This is a genomic window from Micromonospora sp. WMMD961 (assembly GCF_029626145.1).
Taxonomy (GTDB): domain Bacteria; phylum Actinomycetota; class Actinomycetes; order Mycobacteriales; family Micromonosporaceae; genus Micromonospora.
The window spans coordinates 4,233,852-4,249,782 of record NZ_JARUBJ010000002.1 but is presented as its reverse complement, the minus strand read 5'-3'; the positions used below and the strand labels follow the sequence as shown (position 1 = coordinate 4,249,782).

The following is a 15,931-nucleotide window of genomic DNA, read 5'->3' as shown; positions in this document are numbered from 1 at the left end:
CGCCGGTTGCCCGTCGCGCGGGCCGGGATGGTGGAGTCCCGGGTCGCCCCGTCGGCGGGAGACTCGGCGGTCGTGTGACTCCAGCTCGTACCCCGGGTGTTGCTGCCCGGCGCGGCTCCCCGCGGAGCCGCCGGCGAGCCGGGCACGCCGATCCCACCGGGAGAAGCCCCGTGTTCCTCAGCCCGCACGAGCAGGACCGCCTGCTCGTCCACGTGGCGGCCGATGTCGCCCGCGCCCGCCGCGAGCGCGGCCTGCGCCTCAACTACCCCGAAGCCGTCGCGATCATCACCGCGTTCCTGCTCGAAGGGGCCCGCGACGGCCGGTCGGTCGTCGACCTGATGTCGGCCGGCCGGACCGTGCTCGGCCGCGACGACGTCCAGGACGGCATCCCCGAGCTGCTGAGGGAGGTGCAGGTGGAGGCGACGTTCCCGGACGGCACCAAGCTGGTGACGGTGCACCACCCGATCCCGTGATCCCGGGGGAGATCCTGCCGGCGGCCGACCCGGTCGAGATCAACACGGGCCGTCCGGTGACCACGATGCTCGTGGTCAACACCGCCGACCGGCCGGTGCAGGTGGGCTCGCACTACCACTTCGCCGAGGCCAACCCGGCGTTGGCGTTCGACCGGGACGTCGCCTGGGGGCAGCGGCTCGCCGTGCCGGCGGGTACCTCGGTCCGGTTCGAGCCGGGCATCAGCCGCAGCGTCGACCTCGTCCCGCTCGGCGGCGCGCGCATCGTCGCGGGGCTGCGCAGCGAGTGCGCCGGACCGTTGGACCGGTCACCGGCCGACGGGTCGCCGCGGTGAGCGCCGTGCGGCGCGACCGCTACATCGACCTGTACGGGCCGACGACCGGTGACCGGATCCGGCTGGCCGACACCAACCTGCTGATCGAGGTGGAGACCGACCACTGCGTGGGCGGTGACGAGGCGGTCTTCGGTGGCGGGAAGGTGATCCGCGAGTCGATGGGGCAGTCCCGGGCCACCCGCGCCGAGGGTGCACTGGACACCGTCATCACCGGTGCCGTGGTGCTCGACCACTGGGGTGTGGTCAAGGCCGACGTGGGGCTGCGCGACGGACGGATCGTGGCGCTCGGCCGGGCCGGCAACCCGGACACCATGCCCGGTGTCCACCCCGACCTGGTCATCGGACCGTCGACCGAGGTGATCGCCGGCAACGGGCGGATCCTCACCGCCGGCGCGGTGGACACCCACGTGCACTTCATCTGCCCGCAGATCGTCACCGAGGCCCTGGCCAGCGGGATCACCACGCTCGTCGGCGGCGGCACCGGGCCGGCCGAGGGAACCCGGGCGACCACTGTCACCCCGAACGGCTGGCACCTGGCCCGGATGCACGAGGCGCTCGACACCATGCCGGTCAACGTGCTGCTGCTCGGCAAGGGCAACACCGTCTCCGAAGAGGCGCTCTGGGAACAACTGCGAGCCGGCGCGGGCGGCTTCAAGCTGCACGAGGACTGGGGCACCACTCCGGCGGCCATCGACGCCTGCCTGCGGGTGGCGGACGCGTCCGGGGTGCAGGTGTCGATCCACACCGACACGCTCAACGAGGCCGGGTTCGTCGCCGACACCCTGCGGGCGATCGGCGGGAGGGCCATCCACTCGTACCACACCGAGGGCGCCGGCGGCGGGCACGCACCGGACATCATCACCGTGGCCAGCGAACCGAACGTGCTGCCGTCGTCGACCAACCCGACCCGGCCGTACACCGCGAACACCCTCGCCGAGCACCTGGACATGCTGATGGTCTGCCACCACCTCAACCCGTCCGTGCCGGAGGACCTGGCCTTCGCCGAGAGCAGGATCCGACCGTCGACCATGGCCGCCGAGGACCTGCTGCACGACCTCGGCGCGATCTCCATCATCGGCTCGGACGCGCAGGCGATGGGTCGGGTCGGCGAGGTGATCCTGCGGACCTGGCAGAGCGCGCACGTGATGAAGGACCGGGTGGGCGCGCTGCCGGGTGACGGCGCCGCCGACAACCACCGGGCTCGGAGGTACGTGGCGAAGTACACCATCTGCGCGGCGATGGCGAACGGACTGGAAGGGGAGATCGGCTCGGTCGAGCCGGGCAAACTCGCCGATCTGGTGCTCTGGGATCCGGCGTTCTTCGGCGTACGACCGCACCTGGTGCTCAAGGGCGGCATGATCGCGTACGCCCAGATGGGTGACGCGAACGCCTCGATCCCGACGCCGCAGCCGATGCTGCCGCGGCCGATGTTCGGGGCGTACGGCGCCGCGGCGGCCGCCACCAGCCTGGCGTTCGTGGCACCGGCGGCCCTGGACGCCGGGCTCCGCCTGGACGTACGACGTCGGGTGGTGCCGGTCAGCGACGTGCGCTCGCGGGGCAAGGCCGACCTGCCGGAGAACAACGCCATGCCGCGCATCGAGGTGGAGCCGGACACCTTCACCGTCCGGATCGACGGTGTGGTGGTGGAGCCGGACCCGGTGACCCGGCTGCCGATGGCCCAGCGGTACTTCCTGTTCTGATGGCGACCCCGAGCCTGCTGTTGCTGGTGGCCGACGGGCGCTTCCCGGCCGGGGCGCACGCGCACTCCGGCGGTCTGGAGGCGGCCGTGGCCGCCGGCCGGGTCACCGACCTGGCGACGTTGGAGCAGTTCCTGGCCGGACGGTTGGCCACCGCCGGTCTGGTCGGTGCGGCGTTCGCGGCGGCAGCGCACCGGGCCGCCGCCCTGCCCGACAGCGCCGGTGCGGACGAGGTGTCCGGGCCAGGCGTGGTGGCGCAGCCCGCCACGCGGTCGAGCACGCTGGTCCTGCTCGACGCGGAGCTGGACGCGCGTACCGCCGCGCCGACCCTGCGGGAGGTCTCCCGCCGGCAGGGCCGGGCGCTGCTGCGCGCGGGTCGGACCATCTGGCCCGACGCCACGTTCGGCGACCTGCCCACGACGGCGTTCGGCGTGCACCAACCGTTGGTGCTCGGTCTGCTGTGCGCCGCGGCCGGGCTGTCCCGCCTCGACACCGCCACGGTCGCCGCGTACGGGACGGTGACCGGGGCGGCCAGTGCCGGCGTACGCCTGCTCGGCCTCGACCCGTACCGGGTCCAGGCCCTGCTGGTCGGCCTCGCCGACGCCTGCGACGCCACGGCCGCCGAGGCGGCGCGGGCCGCCGACGATCCACCGGAGCGGCTGCCGGCCGCCGCCGCTCCGCTCGCCGACATCCATGCCGAAATCCATGCCACCTGGGAGGTGCGTCTCTTTGCGTCCTGACACCGCTGTGCCCACCGCCGAATCGACCACGTTGCTGTCGACCGCCGTGCCGCACGACGAGACCGTTCCACACACCCACCCCGAGCCGGGGGTGGATCCGCACCCGCCGCTGCCACGGCCCGGCCGCGCCCTTCGGGTGGGCATCGGCGGCCCGGTCGGGTCCGGCAAGACGGCCCTGGTGGCCGCGCTCTGCCGGGCCTTCACCGACGAGTTGCGGCTCGGTGTGGTGACCAATGACATCTACACCACCGAGGACGCCGACTTCCTCCGGCGGGCCGGCGTGCTGGACCCGGCCCGGATCCGCGCCGTGGAGACCGGCTGCTGCCCGCACACGGCGATCCGCGACGACATCGGCGCGAACCTGGACGCGGTCGACGAACTCGCCGAGGCGGTCGGCCCGCTGGACCTGGTCCTGGTGGAGAGCGGTGGAGACAATCTGACCGCCACGTTCAGCCGGGGACTCGTCGACCGGCAGATCTTCGTGGTCGACGTGGCGGGAGGGGACAAGGTGCCCCGCAAGGGCGGACCGGGGGTCACCTCCGCCGACCTCCTCGTCATCAACAAGACGGACCTGGCGCCGATGGTGGGCGCCGACCTCTCCGTGATGGACCGGGACGCGCGGGCTCGGCGCGGCGACCTGCCGACCCTCTTCCTGTCCATCGTGGGAGACCCCACGGCGAGCGGCGTCGCCGCCTGGATCCGGCACGAGCTGGCCCACCACGCCGCCCTGCACCCGCTCGCCGTGCCGGTGGAGCCGGTCTGATGCGTGCGCTCGCCCGGCTGGTCGCCCGGGCCGACGGCAGGGGCGGCACGGTCCTGGTCGAGCTGCACGGCGAGACGCCGCTCCTGCTACGCCAGACCCCGACCGACGGTGGTGTCGCCACGGTGCACCTCGTCGGCGGGGCGGCCGGCCCGCTCGCCGGCGACGACCTACGGCTGGAGATCGAGGTCGGACCGGGTGCCGCCGTCCGGGTGCACACCGTCGCCGCCTCGATCGCCCTGCCGGGCCGGCCGGGTGCGGTGTCCCGGATGGTGGTGCGGGCGGTGGTGCACGCCGGGGCCACCCTGCACTGGCTTCCCGAACAGTTGGTCGCGGCGGCCGGCTGCGCGCACCTCGCCGAATCCCGGGTCGAGCTGGCCGCCGGGGCGGGCCTGCGGTGGCGTGACGAGCTGGTCTGCGGCCGGTACGCCGAGTCGCCCGGCGGCGCGGTCGTGCACACGCACGTCGACTACGCGGGTCGGCCACTGCTGCGGCAGTCGATGGCGGTGGGACCGCACGCGCCCGGCTGGGCCGGCCCCGCGGTGCTCGGTGGCGCGCCGGCCACCGGCTCGTTGCTGGTGGTCGACGGGTCGCGGCCGGTCGAGCCGGCGGCGGTCGACGGGACCGTCGCCCGACTGCCGCTGGCCGGTGGTCCGGCGACACTGTGGACCGCCACCGCACCCGACGCGCACACCCTGCGTGCCCACCTCAGCGGGTGAGCCTCTCCGCGCCGCCGCGGCCCAGGATCGGGGCTCCCGTGTTCGGCATCCTCGCCCGGGACCGGTCGGCCTCCCCATATGGTCGGGAGGACCTGCAACCGGAGCCGCTGCCGTTCGCGAGGCGGCGCACAGGAGGCCGTGATGAGTGGGAACGAGCGACCCGAGGGCATCAGTCCGACGGCGGTGGAGGGCGCACCGGGCCTGTGGCGTGTCGACCTGCAGAGGCACGATCTCAGCGTTCCCGGACGTGAGGTCGTCCAGAGTCGGGTGGAGTTCACCCCGGACTCGCCGCCGTTCAAGCACTTCCACCCCGGCGAGGAGATCATCTGTGTGCTCCAGGGATCCCTGGAATACACGCTCGAGGGTCAGCCACCGGTGGTGTGCAACGCCGGTGATGCCCTCACCGTGCCGTACGGCGTGCACCACCAGGCGAAGAACGTCGGCGAGGGGGTGGCCGTCGAACTGGCCACGTACGTCGTGGAGAAGGGCAAGCCGCTTCTCACCAAGGTCGAGTGAGTCGGCGCGGGTCAGCGGCGCGAGCCGGTCGCGTCGGCGCGGTCGACACCGCGCGTCGGGTCGACACTGCGCGTCGGGTCGACACTGCGCGTCGGGTCGAGGCGGTCGACCAGGTCGTCGAGGCGCTCGACCAGGCCGGTGTCCGTCGGGATGTCCAACTCGGCGAGGCTGGCCCGGACCCGCTGGTCGAGGCGTTCGTGTTCGCGGCGGCCACGGGCCGTGAGGTAGGCGCGGATCCGTCGACGGTCCATCGGGTCTATCCGGCGGAAGACGAGGTTGCGGTCGACGAGGTGGTCGACCAGTTTGGTGAGGGTACCCGGAGGCAGCGACGCCTCGGCGGACACCTCGCTCATCGGGTGACCCTGGCCGTCGGCGAGGAGACAGAGCACCCGCCACGCCTCGACGGTCAGCGCGTCGTCGGCCAGCACGGCGCCCAGCCGGCGGGAGAGCAGCCGTTCGGCGCGGGTGAGCGAGCGCAGCAGGTCGGCTGGCGCCCCGGGCACGTCTGACATGGAACTCCTCGGTCCGGTGCCCCGCCATGGTACCGAGTCGTCCCGGTCCGTGGTGAGGTCTGGCCTTCGGTCGTTGATCGGGCAATCATGTGCTCATGTCCGCGCCGGCACCGCCGTGGCTGACCGTCGACCGTGGCGTGGTCAGCATCGCGCTGGTCTACCCGATGCGCGGGCCGGGCGGGATGTTCGGCCCCACCTGCGAGCTGTGCGCGCAGCTCGCGGTGGAGGAGGTCAACAGGTGTGGCGGCGTGCTGGGTCGTGAGCTGCGGCTGGTGCCGGTCGACGGCGGCGCGCCTCCGGCCGAGGTGGCCGCCGAGGTCGAGGCGCTGGTGTCGGTGGGGGCGGTGCAGGGGGTGACGGGGTGGCACATCTCGTCGGTGCGCCAGGCGCTGGCACCCCGCATCGCGCAGCGGGTGCCGTACGTCTACACCGCACTGTACGAGGGTGGTGAACGTACCGAAGGGGTCTTCCTGACCAGCGAGACGCCGGACGCCCAACTGTGGCCGGCGATGCGGTTGCTCGCCGCGGAGCACCGGGTGCGTCGCTGGTTCGTGGTCGGCAACGACTACGTGTGGCCCCGTCGGACGGCACGGGCGGCCCAGCGGTACGCGGTGCGCGGCGGCGGGCAGGTGGTGGGCCAGCACTTCCTGCCGTTGGACGCGCACGACTTCGGCGAGGTGTTGCGGCGCATCGAGCACAGCGACGCGGACGCGGTGCTGATGCTGCTGGTCGGTGCGGACGCGGTGCGGTTCAACCGGGCGTTCGCCCGCTCCGGGCTGGACCAGCGCTGTCTGCGGCTGAGCACGTTGATGGACGAGAACATGCTGTTGGCCAGCGGTGCCGGCGCGACCCGGCGGTTGTTCAGCACGGCGGGTTTCTTCGCCGGGCTGGTGACCCAGGAGAACCTCGACTTCCACGGCGAGTTCGCCCGTCGCTTCGGGGTGGAGGCGCCGCCGCTGGGCAGCCTGGGGGAGTCCTGCTACGAGGGCGTGATGCTGCTCGCCGCGCTGATCGGTCAGGCCCGGACCCTGGACGTACGGGCCATCGAGACGGCAGCGGACACGGTGGCGTACCACGGCCCGCGCGGTCGGTTGCGGCTGCGTCGGCGACACGTCCGTCAGCGCATCTATCTGGCCGAGGCCGACGGACTCGACTTCACGGTGCTCGCCCAGCTCTGAGCCGGTCCGCTCGGGAACCGCCCGGACCGGGTCGACAGGACCCTTGACAGCCGCACCCGATCCGGACCTAAGATACTTCCTGTGTGAAGGATCTGCCCTCTGGGCCGGATTCCACCATTTCGCGTCCGCAGTCGGTGAAATCATCTGCCGACCATTGTGGTGACGCCTTTATCAACCTATCCGAGCGGCCGGAACCGTTTTTTCGACGGTGCCGGCCGTTTCTCTGTGCACGCTCGATCATGGTCGCGGAAACAGTCAATTAAGGACTGGGAAACACTCGCGCAATGATGCCGGTCGACGCTTTCCCTGCCCATGTCCGAGTCGATGCCCGAAGCGACGTCCACCCGTCTGCCTCGGCATCGCCCACGCCAGCCCCATCGGACCGCACCGACCGTCCTTTCGCCACTTGAGTGCACCGCAGGGAGAGTAGATGTCATTATTCCGGGGCCGCCGCATCCTGGCGGGTGCCATGACCCTGGTCGCCGCGGCCGCGATGACCGCGTGCGGCAGCAAGACCACCGACGAGGGCGGCGCCACCGGCGTCACCGCCGACGTCTCCGGCGACACCGTCAAAGTGGGCCTGCTCAACTCGCTCTCCGGCACCATGGCGATCAGCGAGGTCACCGTTCGCGACGCCATCATGCTCGCCGTCGAGGAGATCAACGCGGCCGGCGGCGTGCTCGGCAAGAAGGTCCAGCCGGTCGGTGAGGACGGTGCCTCCGACTGGCCCACCTTCGCGGAGAAGGCCGAGAAGCTCATCTCCGAGGACCGGGTCGCCGCCGTCTTCGGCTGCTGGACGTCGGCCAGCCGCAAGGCCGTCAAGCCGGTGTTCGAGAAGAACAAGGCGTTGCTGTTCTACCCGGTGCAGTACGAAGGGCTGGAGCAGTCGCCCTACATCTTCTACACCGGAGCGACGACCAACCAGCAGATCGTCCCGGGGCTCGACTACCTCAAGTCACAGGGCGCGAAGTCGGTCTATCTGGTCGGCAGCGACTACGTCTTTCCCCGCACCGCCAACAAAATCATCAAGGCGTACGCGACCGCGAACGGGATGACCGTTCTCGGCGAGGACTACGCGCCGCTCGGGTCGACCGAGTTCGGCACGATCGTCAACAAGGTCAAGTCGTCCGGGGCCGACGCCGTGTTCAACACGCTCAACGGCGACAGCAACGTGGCGTTCTTCAAGGAGTACAAGTCGGCCGGTCTGACCGCCGCCGCCATGCCGGTGGTCTCGGTGTCGATCGCCGAGGAGGAGGTCAAGGGCATCGGCACCCAGTACCTGGAGGGGCAGCTGACGGCCTGGAACTACTACCAGACCACCCCGGGGGCGGCGAACACGAAGTTCGTGGCCGCGTACAAGGCGAAGTACGGCGCGGACAAGCCGACCAGCGACCCGATGGAGGCCGCGTACGTCGCGGTGTACCTGTGGAAGGCGATGGTCGAGAAGGCCGGCGTGTTCGACGTGGAGAAGGTCCGCGCCGCCTCGGACGGGATCACCTTCGACGCGCCCGAGGGCCTGGTCACGGTGGACGGGAAGACCCAGCACATCGCCAAGACCGCCCGGATCGGCAAGATCGGCGCGGACGGTCTGATCACCGAGGTGTGGAACTCCGGGAAGCCGGTCTCGCCGGACCCGTACCTCAAGACCTATCCGTGGGCGAGCGGCCTGAGCTGACGACGCCGGCCCGGGCGGGGCGTGTTGCCGCGCGGCCTGCCCGGGCCACCCGACCAGCAGTTCGGAGTACCCACCGTGACAGTCCTCTTCGGTCAACTCTTCACCGGCATCAGCATCGGCGCGGTGTTGCTGCTCATCGCGCTCGGCCTCGCGCTGACCTTCGGCCAGATGAACGTGATCAACATGGCGCACGGTGAGTTCATCATGGCCGGCGCGTACACCACCTACGTCCTGCAGCAGAGCATCACCGGGGCCGGCTGGTCGTTGGTGGTCGCGCTACCGGTGGCATTCGTGGTCGCCGGCACGATGGGCGCGCTCCTGGAACTGCTGCTCATCCGCCGGCTGTACGCGCGACCGCTGGACACCCTGCTGGTCACCTGGGGCGTGTCGCTGATGCTGCAACAGCTGGCCCGGGACATCTTCGGCAGCCCGAACGTGCAGACCCGCGCGCCGGAACTGCTCACCGGCAACGTGGCGCTCCCCGGCGGGCTGACCATCGCGAACAACCGGCTGTTCATCCTGGCCCTGGCGCTGGCCGCCGTCGCGGCGCTCACCCTGGCGCTGCGGCTCACCCCACTCGGGCGTCGCATCCGCGCGGTGGTGCAGAACCGGGACCTCGCCGCGGTGTCCGGCATCGCCACCTCACGGGTCGACCGGACGACCTTCTTCGTCGGGTCCGGCCTGGCCGGGCTCGCCGGGGTGGCGCTCACCCTGCTCGGCCCGATCGGCCCGACCATGGGCACCAACCTGATCATCGACGCCTTCCTGGTCGTCGTGGTCGGCGGGATCGGCCAGCTCAAGGGCAGCGTGATCGTCGCCTTCGCCCTCGGCGTCCTCCAGGCCACCGGGGAGTACCTCACCACCCTCAGCGTCGCCAAGGTGATCGTGTTCGTGGCGATCGTCGCGTTCCTCCAGTGGCGGCCACAGGGCCTGTTCACCCTGCGGACCAGGAGCCTCGCATGACCGCCTTCACCCCCGCGCCACCCGACACCGCCGTTCGCCCGGCACCCGCCGGGGCCGTACCACCGGGGCGGCCCGCCGGTCGCTCGCGGGTGCGGACCCTGGCCGGCTTCGCGTTCGGCGCGGCGCTGCTGTTCGCCGTCGCGCCGCTGGTGTTGTCGGACTTCCGGCTGTCCCTGCTCGCCAAGTACCTCTGCGTCGCCATGGTCGCGGTGGGGATCGGGATCGCCTGGGGCCGGGGCGGCATGCTCACCCTCGGCCAGGGGGTCTTCTTCGGCCTCGGCGGCTACGCGATGGCGATGCACCTCAAGCTCGCCGACGCGGGCCCGGGTGGGATGCCCGACTTCATGCAGCTGTACGGGCAGCTCGACGAACTGCCACTGTGGTGGCGACCGTTCGCCAGCCCGTGGTTCGCGCTGCCCGCGACGGTGCTGTTGCCGATGGCGGTCGCCTTCGGGTTGGGCTCGCTGGTCTTCCGCCGCCGCGTCCGGGGCGCGTACTTCGCCATCCTCAGCCAGGCGCTCGCCGCCGCGATGGTGATCCTGCTGATCGGCCAGCAGGGCACCACCGGTGGCACCAACGGGCTCACCGACATCAAGGGCTTCTTCGGGTACGACCTGGACGACCCGGTCAACCAGCGGATGGTCTACTTCGTCATCGCCGGCACACTGTTGGCGTTGCTCGCGCTGGCCCGTCAGCTCATCCACAGTCGCTACGGCGAGCTGCTGGTGGCGGTCCGCGACGGCGAGGAACGGGTCCGCTTCCTCGGCTACGACCCGGCATCGGTCAAGCTGGTGGCGTACGTGGTCGCGGCGGGGATGGCGGGCCTGGCCGGGGCGCTGTTCGTGCCGGCCGTGGGCATCATCTCGCCCGCGCTGATCGGCATCGTCCCGTCGATCGAGTTCGTCATCGGCGTCGCGGTGGGCGGTCGGGCGACCCTGCTCGGCCCGGTGCTCGGCGCGGTGGCGGTGGCCTGGGCGCGTACCGCCCTCTCCGAGCGGTTCCCGGGCACGTGGACGTACCTCCAGGGGTTGCTCTTCGTGGTCGTGGTGGCGTTCCTGCCCGGTGGTCTGGCGTCGCTGTGGGCGCTGGCCCGCCGTCGTGACGGCGGCGCCACGCCAGCCCGGCGCGGGTGGTTACGACCGGGCCGACGACGCGCCGAGCGGGAGGTGTCGGCGGCATGAGCGGCGAGCGGTTGGACGGGTTGTCCGTCCGTGACGTGCGGGTCAGCTTCGACGGTTTCACTGCCGTCGACGGCGTCTCGCTGGAGGTGCCCGCCGGTGACATCCGGTTCCTGATCGGGCCGAACGGGGCCGGCAAGACCACTCTCGTCGACGCGATCACCGGGCTGGTCCGGGCCACCGGCTCGGTCCGGTTCGGAGACGACGAGCTGTTGGGCCGCCCGGTGCACCGGATCAGCCGCCTGGGCATCGGGCGGACGTTCCAGACGTCGGCGGTCTTCGAGGAGCTGTCGGTGTTGCAGAACCTCGACATCGCGGCGGGCGCCCGGCGCGGCTGGGCGACCCTGGCCCGCCGTCGGCGGGGTGTCCCCGACGACGTGGCGGCCGCGCTGGAGACCATCGGGCTGGTCGACCGGGCCGAACACCTCGCCGGGACGCTCGCGCACGGCCAGAAGCAGTGGCTGGAGATCGGGATGCTGCTGGTACAGGACGCGCGGCTGCTGCTGCTCGACGAACCGGTCGCCGGCATGAGCCACGAGGAACGCGACGCCACCGGGACGCTGCTGGAGACGGTGAGCCGGGACCGCACGGTCGTCGTGATCGAGCACGACATGGACTTCCTGCGCCGGTTCGCCCGCAGCGTCACCGTGCTGCACGCCGGACGGGTGCTCAGCGAGGGCACGGTGGCGCAGGTCCAGGCGGACCCGCGCGTGCAGGAGGTCTACCTTGGCCACCCGGTCGACGCCGGGTCGGCCCGCACCGGCCTGGAGGCATGATGCTGACGCTGCGTGGAGTGCACGCCGGGTACGGCCGCAGTCGGGTGCTGCACGGCGTCGACCTGGCCGTCCCGCCGGACGGGGTGGCCGCGGTGCTCGGGCACAACGGCGCCGGCAAGAGCACCCTGCTGCGGGTCGCCGCCGGGCTGCTGCGCCCGAGCACCGGCACCGTCGAACTGGACGGCGAGGACGTCACCCGTCTCGGGCCGCACGAGCGGGTGGCGCGGGGGATGGCGTACGTCCCGCAGGGTCAACAGTGTTTCCCGCACCTGACCGCCGCGGAGAATCTGCGGTTGGTCGCCGACGGCCGGCGCGACGGCGCGGTGGCCACCGCCGAGGTACTGGACCTGTTTCCGGCGTTGCGTCCGCTGCTGCGGCGTCGGGCCGGGCTGCTCTCCGGCGGGCAGCGTCAACAGTTGGCCATCGCGCGCGCTCTGATCACCCGGCCGAGGCTGCTGATGCTCGACGAGCCGACCGAGGGCATCCAACCGTCGGTGGTCGCGGAGATCCAGGAACGAATCGTCGAGCTGACCCGGCAGTCCGGGTTCAGCGTGCTGCTCGTCGAGCAGCACCTGGGTTTCGCGCTGCGGGTGGCGGACCGTTACCAGGTGCTGGAGTCCGGCCGGGTCACCTCGCACGGCGACGGGGGTGTCACCGCGGAGCGCGACGTCCGGGCGGCCCTGGCGGTCTGACCTCGTACCGCCGCCAGGGCGTGACCGGTGGTCACCGCCAGCCGCGCTCACAGCCCGAGCCGGGGTGTGGCTTGCGCGTCTGTGTCGCTCCGTAATGGAGGGACAGCCCGGTGGCGGCCCGGTCGGCGGTGATCGGCATCATGCTGCCCGACATCGTCGCCCGGTCCGTCCCCAGGGCCGTCCCGTCGGGCGGAACTGACCCGTGGTGCCCGGTCGCTTCGTACAATTCCTGCCATGCCGGAGATCGTCGAGTTGCTGGCCTCGCCCGTGCACCGTTTCCTGGGCCGGCCAGCCGACGGCCCGGCACCCGCCCCACCCGGCGAGCTGGTCGACGCCGTCCTGATCCGGGCCGGCCTCGGCATCGTCGGCGACCGGTACTTCGGCCAGCAGGCACACCGCGACGCCAGCGTCACCGTCATCGCCCAGGAATCGCTGCCGGACGGCATCGGCCTGGCCGAGGTCCGGCGCAACATCCTGACCAACGGCATCGCCGTGGACGAGCTGATCGGCCGGGTGCTGGTGCTGGACTCCGGCGACGGTCCGGTGAGCCTGCGGGTCAACCGGGCGGCCCGGCCCTGCGCCTGGATGGACGTCACCGTCGGCCCGGGCACCTGGAAGGCACTGCGCACCACCGGCGGCATCCGCTGCACCCCGCTCAACGACGGCACCCTGCGCGTCGGCCCGATCGACGCCGTCGTCACCTGAGGAGAAGACCTGCCGGTGCGACCGTTGGTTCGCGTTCCTCGACGAGCGGGGCCGGCTCGTCAAGGAGGAACGGCTGAGTCAGACCGGGCTGATGTGCGCGGCGAGGACCCGCCAGCCGTGCGGGTCGTCGTGTATCCAGGTCCGGGTGTAGCGCAGGCGAGCCGCGTACGGCGCCCCGTCGAAGGTGCCGGCCACCCGGCCCAGGAAGAACGTCACCCCGGTCGACCCGACGACGAGCAGGTCAAGCTGCTCCTCGACCAACTCCCGCACCACCGAGCGGCGTTCCCGGTGTGCCGTCAGGTCCTCCTGCTTGGTGTACGTACGGCCGTCCGGGCCGACGCAGATCAGTTGGTCGACCAGCAGTTGGTCGAGGGCGTCGACGTCGCCGGCCCGCTGGGCGGCCTGCAGGGTGCGCTCGGCGTCGAGCAGCTCTGCCTCGCGTGCGCTGTCCGGCATCGTGCCGTCCTCCCGGTCGGGTCCGACCCGATCCCACCACGGGGCCGGTCTGTCCGCATTGTGACAGGCCAGCTGGCCGGTGCGGGCATGGATCGCCGCCGGCGTTCACAGGGTCAGGCGGATCCGTACGACGGTCTCCCCGGCGTTGGTGAGCACCACGACCTCGTCGCAGATCTGCTCCACGATCGCCAGCCCACGGCCTCGTACCGCGTCGGTGGCCGGCATGCCCAGGCCGAACGTCCGCGTCGGTCCCCGGTCGACGACGTCGCAGAACAGGTGGCCCGACTCGGCCCAGAGCAGGACCCGACCGCCGCCGGTGGTGTGCTGCAACGTGTTGGAGGCCAGCTCACTGACCGCCAGCGTCAGCAGTTCCACCCGGTGCGGCGGCAGGCCCCGGGCCAGCGCGGCGGCGCTGACGAACGCGCGTAGCGCTCGCACGTCGGTCGCCACCTGGTATGCCATGGTGTCCGCGAAGTGGGCGGGAGCGCTCGGCTCGATCACGGTGTCGCGTTGCTCGGCGGGCATCAGCCCTCCGGTCGCGGGTCACCGGTCAGCGCCACCACGATCGGCCCGTTCGCCGTGCACCTGGGAGCCTCGAAGTGCGCCATCGGACAGCAGCAACCTTTCTCGCGCCGAAGCTGTTGTCGCCACATCATGTCATCCGCCGGGCTCTTGCCCGTTCGTCCGTTCGGCGGCGGATCACCTGCGGGCCGGCCCGAAACGCGTGGTCGGTCCGGTACCCAGGGGACGCTCAGGTGGCCGTGTCGTAGGCGATGGACTCGCTCAGCTCCCGCCACCGCGCGTCGGACGCCGCGAGGGCCTCGGCGGCAGCCGAGGCGGCCGCCACCGCGTCGGCACCGAGCAGCAACCGCAGGGGTGGGTCGTCGACCTGGGTGATCCGGATGATCGCCTGAGCGGCCCGGACCGGGTCGCCCGGCTGCTTGCCGCTGCCCTGACGCAGCCGCTGCACGGCCGGGTCGATGACCGGACGGTACGGCTCGCTGATCGGCGGGGCGCTCATCGACGAACCGGCCCAGTCGGTGCGCAACCCGCCCGGCTCGACGCTGGTGATCCGGATCCCGAACGTCTCGACCTCCCTGGCGAGCACCGCGGAGAAGCCGCTGACCGCCCACTTGGCGGACTGGTACGCGCCCAGACCGGTGCTGGCGACCCGGCTGCCGACGCTGGAGATCTGGACGATGTGCCCCCGCCCCTGCGCACGCATCGTGGGCAACACGGCGCGGGACAGGTTGACCACCCCGTAGAAGTTCGCGTCGATCTGCGCGCGGAAGTCGTCCTCCGAGATGTCCTCGATCGCGGCGACGTCGGCGTACCCGGCGTTGTTCACCAGGATGTCCAGGCGCCCGAACCCGTCCACGGCGGTGTCGACGGCGGCGCGGGCGGCGGCCGGGTCGGTGACGTCGAGGGCCACCGCCTGGACCTGGTCACCGTACTGCTCGGTGAGGGCGTCGAGCTGGGTGGGATTCCGGGCAGTGGCGACCAGTTGGTCGCCGTCGGCCAGCACGGCCTCGGCGAGGGCACGCCCGAGACCACGGGAACACCCGGTGATGAGCCATACTCGCGGCACGTCGCTCTCCCGTCGTTGGTCTGCTGGGGCTACGGGCGGATGTCCAGGGCGCCGATCAGGCCGTCGCGCAGGGTGAACCGGTACCGCAGTTCGATCGGGCTGCCGGGGAAGTCGCCGGAGACCCGGGTCAGGGCCAGGTACGAGTCGCCCGCCTGCGTTGTCACCCGGACCGGCTCGGCGGTGTACGAGTAGGCGTCCATCGTCTTCTGCCGCCACGCGCGGATCGACGCCCGCCCGTCGTACAGCCGGTCTTCGTCGGCGACACTCGCGGTGTCCGCGAAGCAGGCGACGAAGGCGTCCAGGTCCCGGTCGTTGACGGCCCGGAAGTACCTGTCGATCACGTCGGGTAGGTCGACGGCCATCTGCTCCTCCTGCGGCACGGGCCGCCGTCGGCAGCCGTCGGGTTCCCGGTCCGACCTCACCGTACGAGACGGGGACGGTGGCGCGCGGAGCAACCAACAGAACCATCCCGCTGCGGCTGTCGGGTTTGCCGTCGGAGGGCCCGGGTAGCCACCCGGCTCCGGACGAAGGGCGGGGGCATGGCCGAGCTGGGGTTCGTCGACAAGGTCGCGGCACGGGCGGGGGTTCCGCCGGAGCAGGCGCGCCCACTGACCGAGGCCGTTCTGCGGACCCTCACCGAGCGGCTCAGCGGCGGTGAGTCGGGCGCGTTGGCCCCGCACCTGGCCGACGAGCTGAGCCCGCTGCTGGTCAAGGCCGCCGAGCCACCGGAGGCGTTCGGCCTCGACGAGTTCCTGCGCCGGGTGGCCGACCGCGCCGGCATCGACCGTCCGGCCGCTGAGCGGGGCACCCGGGCGGTGCTCCAGACGATGCACCGGGTGGTCGGGCACCGCGAGTTCGAGGACGCGTTGGCCCAGCTCCCGGCGGATCTGCGGGCGCTGGCGCAGCCGCTGCCACACGGCCCCTGACCGACGGCCGACCGCCGGACGCCTCGGGCACCGTGCTGCGACGGT

General features: G+C 72.0%; 20 protein-coding genes. 15 read left to right on the top strand and 5 right to left on the bottom strand.

Translation table 11 applies throughout. From position 1 onward, the window contains the following. Window positions 1-170 precede the first annotated feature (170 nt). The 7 genes from O7614_RS19370 to O7614_RS19340 all read left to right on the top strand — a co-directional run bounded on the left by O7614_RS19370 (window position 171) and on the right by O7614_RS19340 (window position 5,237). On the top strand, window positions 171-473 hold the full coding sequence (locus O7614_RS19370) for an urease subunit gamma (protein WP_278139873.1): 303 nt from the start codon (window positions 171-173) through the stop codon (window positions 471-473). Then, the gene (locus O7614_RS19365; RefSeq protein WP_278139872.1) at window positions 470-805 is read left to right on the top strand and encodes an urease subunit beta; all 336 of its coding nucleotides are present in this window, start codon (window positions 470-472) and stop codon (window positions 803-805) included. Before O7614_RS19370 ends, O7614_RS19365 begins: the two co-directional genes overlap by 4 nt. Beyond that, window positions 802-2,505 carry an urease subunit alpha gene (locus O7614_RS19360; RefSeq protein ID WP_278139871.1) on the top strand — a complete coding sequence of 568 codons (1,704 nt, stop codon included), beginning with the start codon at window positions 802-804 and terminating at the stop codon, window positions 2,503-2,505. Before O7614_RS19365 ends, O7614_RS19360 begins: the two co-directional genes overlap by 4 nt. Next, window positions 2,505-3,242 carry an urease accessory UreF family protein gene (locus O7614_RS19355; RefSeq protein WP_278139870.1) on the top strand — a complete coding sequence of 246 codons (738 nt, stop codon included), beginning with the start codon at window positions 2,505-2,507 and terminating at the stop codon, window positions 3,240-3,242. The genes O7614_RS19360 and O7614_RS19355 overlap by 1 nt, the downstream gene beginning before the upstream one ends. Before the next feature lie 91 nt (window positions 3,243-3,333). Continuing rightward, a complete protein-coding gene (gene ureG, locus O7614_RS19350) occupies window positions 3,334-4,005 on the top strand; it encodes an urease accessory protein UreG (RefSeq protein WP_347404403.1) in 672 nt (223 codons plus the stop codon). After that, window positions 4,005-4,721 (top strand): urease accessory protein UreD, encoded by a 717-nt coding sequence (locus tag O7614_RS19345; RefSeq protein WP_278139869.1) that lies wholly within the window; start codon window positions 4,005-4,007, stop codon window positions 4,719-4,721. The genes ureG and O7614_RS19345 overlap by 1 nt, the downstream gene beginning before the upstream one ends. 141 nt (window positions 4,722-4,862) lie before the next feature. Next, window positions 4,863-5,237 (top strand): cupin domain-containing protein, encoded by a 375-nt coding sequence (locus O7614_RS19340; protein WP_278139868.1) that lies wholly within the window; start codon window positions 4,863-4,865, stop codon window positions 5,235-5,237. Window positions 5,238-5,248: 11 nt separating this feature from the next. Here the strand turns inward: O7614_RS19340 and O7614_RS19335 are convergent, their stop codons facing one another. Beyond that, window positions 5,249-5,749, bottom strand: coding sequence for a MarR family transcriptional regulator (locus O7614_RS19335; RefSeq protein WP_278139867.1), 501 nt, complete (start codon window positions 5,747-5,749; stop codon window positions 5,249-5,251). A 95-nt stretch (window positions 5,750-5,844) separates the two neighbouring features. Between O7614_RS19335 and O7614_RS19330 the strand changes: the two genes are divergently transcribed. The 7 genes from O7614_RS19330 to O7614_RS19300 all read left to right on the top strand — a co-directional run bounded on the left by O7614_RS19330 (window position 5,845) and on the right by O7614_RS19300 (window position 12,916). Further along, on the top strand, window positions 5,845-6,927 hold the full coding sequence (locus tag O7614_RS19330; protein ID WP_278139866.1) for a substrate-binding domain-containing protein: 1,083 nt from the start codon (window positions 5,845-5,847) through the stop codon (window positions 6,925-6,927). Between the two features lie 430 nt (window positions 6,928-7,357). After that, window positions 7,358-8,602 carry an urea ABC transporter substrate-binding protein gene (gene urtA / locus O7614_RS19325; protein WP_278139865.1) on the top strand — a complete coding sequence of 415 codons (1,245 nt, stop codon included), beginning with the start codon at window positions 7,358-7,360 and terminating at the stop codon, window positions 8,600-8,602. 75 nt (window positions 8,603-8,677) lie between these two features. Next, a complete protein-coding gene (gene urtB, locus O7614_RS19320) occupies window positions 8,678-9,565 on the top strand; it encodes an urea ABC transporter permease subunit UrtB (RefSeq protein ID WP_145780993.1) in 888 nt (295 codons plus the stop codon). Beyond that, the gene (gene urtC / locus O7614_RS19315; protein ID WP_278139864.1) at window positions 9,562-10,746 is read left to right on the top strand and encodes an urea ABC transporter permease subunit UrtC; all 1,185 of its coding nucleotides are present in this window, start codon (window positions 9,562-9,564) and stop codon (window positions 10,744-10,746) included. The genes urtB and urtC overlap by 4 nt, the downstream gene beginning before the upstream one ends. Further along, window positions 10,743-11,519, top strand: a complete 777-nt coding sequence (urtD, locus tag O7614_RS19310; protein WP_278139863.1) for an urea ABC transporter ATP-binding protein UrtD — start codon at window positions 10,743-10,745, stop codon at window positions 11,517-11,519. Before urtC ends, urtD begins: the two co-directional genes overlap by 4 nt. Continuing rightward, the gene (gene urtE / locus O7614_RS19305) at window positions 11,519-12,211 is read left to right on the top strand and encodes an urea ABC transporter ATP-binding subunit UrtE (protein ID WP_278139862.1); all 693 of its coding nucleotides are present in this window, start codon (window positions 11,519-11,521) and stop codon (window positions 12,209-12,211) included. The genes urtD and urtE overlap by 1 nt, the downstream gene beginning before the upstream one ends. 234 nt (window positions 12,212-12,445) lie before the next feature. Then, the gene (locus O7614_RS19300) at window positions 12,446-12,916 is read left to right on the top strand and encodes a molybdenum cofactor biosysynthesis protein (protein WP_278139861.1); all 471 of its coding nucleotides are present in this window, start codon (window positions 12,446-12,448) and stop codon (window positions 12,914-12,916) included. A gap of 78 nt (window positions 12,917-12,994) precedes the next feature. On the opposite strand, the gene O7614_RS19295 is transcribed toward O7614_RS19300, so the two are convergent. The 4 genes from O7614_RS19295 to O7614_RS19280 form a co-directional block, all read right to left on the bottom strand. Then, window positions 12,995-13,372, bottom strand: a complete 378-nt coding sequence (locus O7614_RS19295; protein WP_278139860.1) for a nuclear transport factor 2 family protein — start codon at window positions 13,370-13,372, stop codon at window positions 12,995-12,997. 105 nt (window positions 13,373-13,477) lie between these two features. Further along, window positions 13,478-13,897 carry an ATP-binding protein gene (locus O7614_RS19290; RefSeq protein WP_278139859.1) on the bottom strand — a complete coding sequence of 140 codons (420 nt, stop codon included), beginning with the start codon at window positions 13,895-13,897 and terminating at the stop codon, window positions 13,478-13,480. 226 nt (window positions 13,898-14,123) lie between these two features. Next, a complete protein-coding gene (locus O7614_RS19285; RefSeq protein ID WP_278139858.1) occupies window positions 14,124-14,960 on the bottom strand; it encodes an oxidoreductase in 837 nt (278 codons plus the stop codon). Between the two features lie 29 nt (window positions 14,961-14,989). Beyond that, window positions 14,990-15,322, bottom strand: a complete 333-nt coding sequence (locus O7614_RS19280) for a nuclear transport factor 2 family protein (protein WP_278139857.1) — start codon at window positions 15,320-15,322, stop codon at window positions 14,990-14,992. Window positions 15,323-15,499: 177 nt separating this feature from the next. Between O7614_RS19280 and O7614_RS19275 the strand changes: the two genes are divergently transcribed. Then, window positions 15,500-15,886 (top strand): DUF2267 domain-containing protein, encoded by a 387-nt coding sequence (locus tag O7614_RS19275; RefSeq protein ID WP_278139856.1) that lies wholly within the window; start codon window positions 15,500-15,502, stop codon window positions 15,884-15,886. Window positions 15,887-15,931: the final 45 nt, after the last annotated feature.

What these genes read in the sequence shown, in the direction of transcription:
- O7614_RS19280 (WP_278139857.1), bottom strand. Translation starts at nt 15,322, where the DNA reads ATGGCCGTCGACCTACCCGACGTGATCGACAGGTACTTCCGGGCCGTC.
- urtA (WP_278139865.1), top strand. Translation starts at nt 7,358, where the DNA reads ATGTCATTATTCCGGGGCCGCCGCATCCTGGCGGGTGCCATGACCCTG.
- O7614_RS19295 (WP_278139860.1), bottom strand. Translation starts at nt 13,372, where the DNA reads ATGCCGGACAGCGCACGCGAGGCAGAGCTGCTCGACGCCGAGCGCACC.
- O7614_RS19300 (WP_278139861.1), top strand. Translation starts at nt 12,446, where the DNA reads ATGCCGGAGATCGTCGAGTTGCTGGCCTCGCCCGTGCACCGTTTCCTG.
- O7614_RS19330 (WP_278139866.1), top strand. Translation starts at nt 5,845, where the DNA reads ATGTCCGCGCCGGCACCGCCGTGGCTGACCGTCGACCGTGGCGTGGTC.
- urtE (WP_278139862.1), top strand. Translation starts at nt 11,519, where the DNA reads ATGCTGACGCTGCGTGGAGTGCACGCCGGGTACGGCCGCAGTCGGGTG.
- urtD (WP_278139863.1), top strand. Translation starts at nt 10,743, where the DNA reads ATGAGCGGCGAGCGGTTGGACGGGTTGTCCGTCCGTGACGTGCGGGTC.
- O7614_RS19355 (WP_278139870.1), top strand. Translation starts at nt 2,505, where the DNA reads ATGGCGACCCCGAGCCTGCTGTTGCTGGTGGCCGACGGGCGCTTCCCG.
- O7614_RS19335 (WP_278139867.1), bottom strand. Translation starts at nt 5,749, where the DNA reads ATGTCAGACGTGCCCGGGGCGCCAGCCGACCTGCTGCGCTCGCTCACC.
- urtC (WP_278139864.1), top strand. Translation starts at nt 9,562, where the DNA reads ATGACCGCCTTCACCCCCGCGCCACCCGACACCGCCGTTCGCCCGGCA.
- O7614_RS19345 (WP_278139869.1), top strand. Translation starts at nt 4,005, where the DNA reads ATGCGTGCGCTCGCCCGGCTGGTCGCCCGGGCCGACGGCAGGGGCGGC.
- O7614_RS19275 (WP_278139856.1), top strand. Translation starts at nt 15,500, where the DNA reads ATGGCCGAGCTGGGGTTCGTCGACAAGGTCGCGGCACGGGCGGGGGTT.
- O7614_RS19340 (WP_278139868.1), top strand. Translation starts at nt 4,863, where the DNA reads ATGAGTGGGAACGAGCGACCCGAGGGCATCAGTCCGACGGCGGTGGAG.
- O7614_RS19290 (WP_278139859.1), bottom strand. Translation starts at nt 13,897, where the DNA reads ATGCCCGCCGAGCAACGCGACACCGTGATCGAGCCGAGCGCTCCCGCC.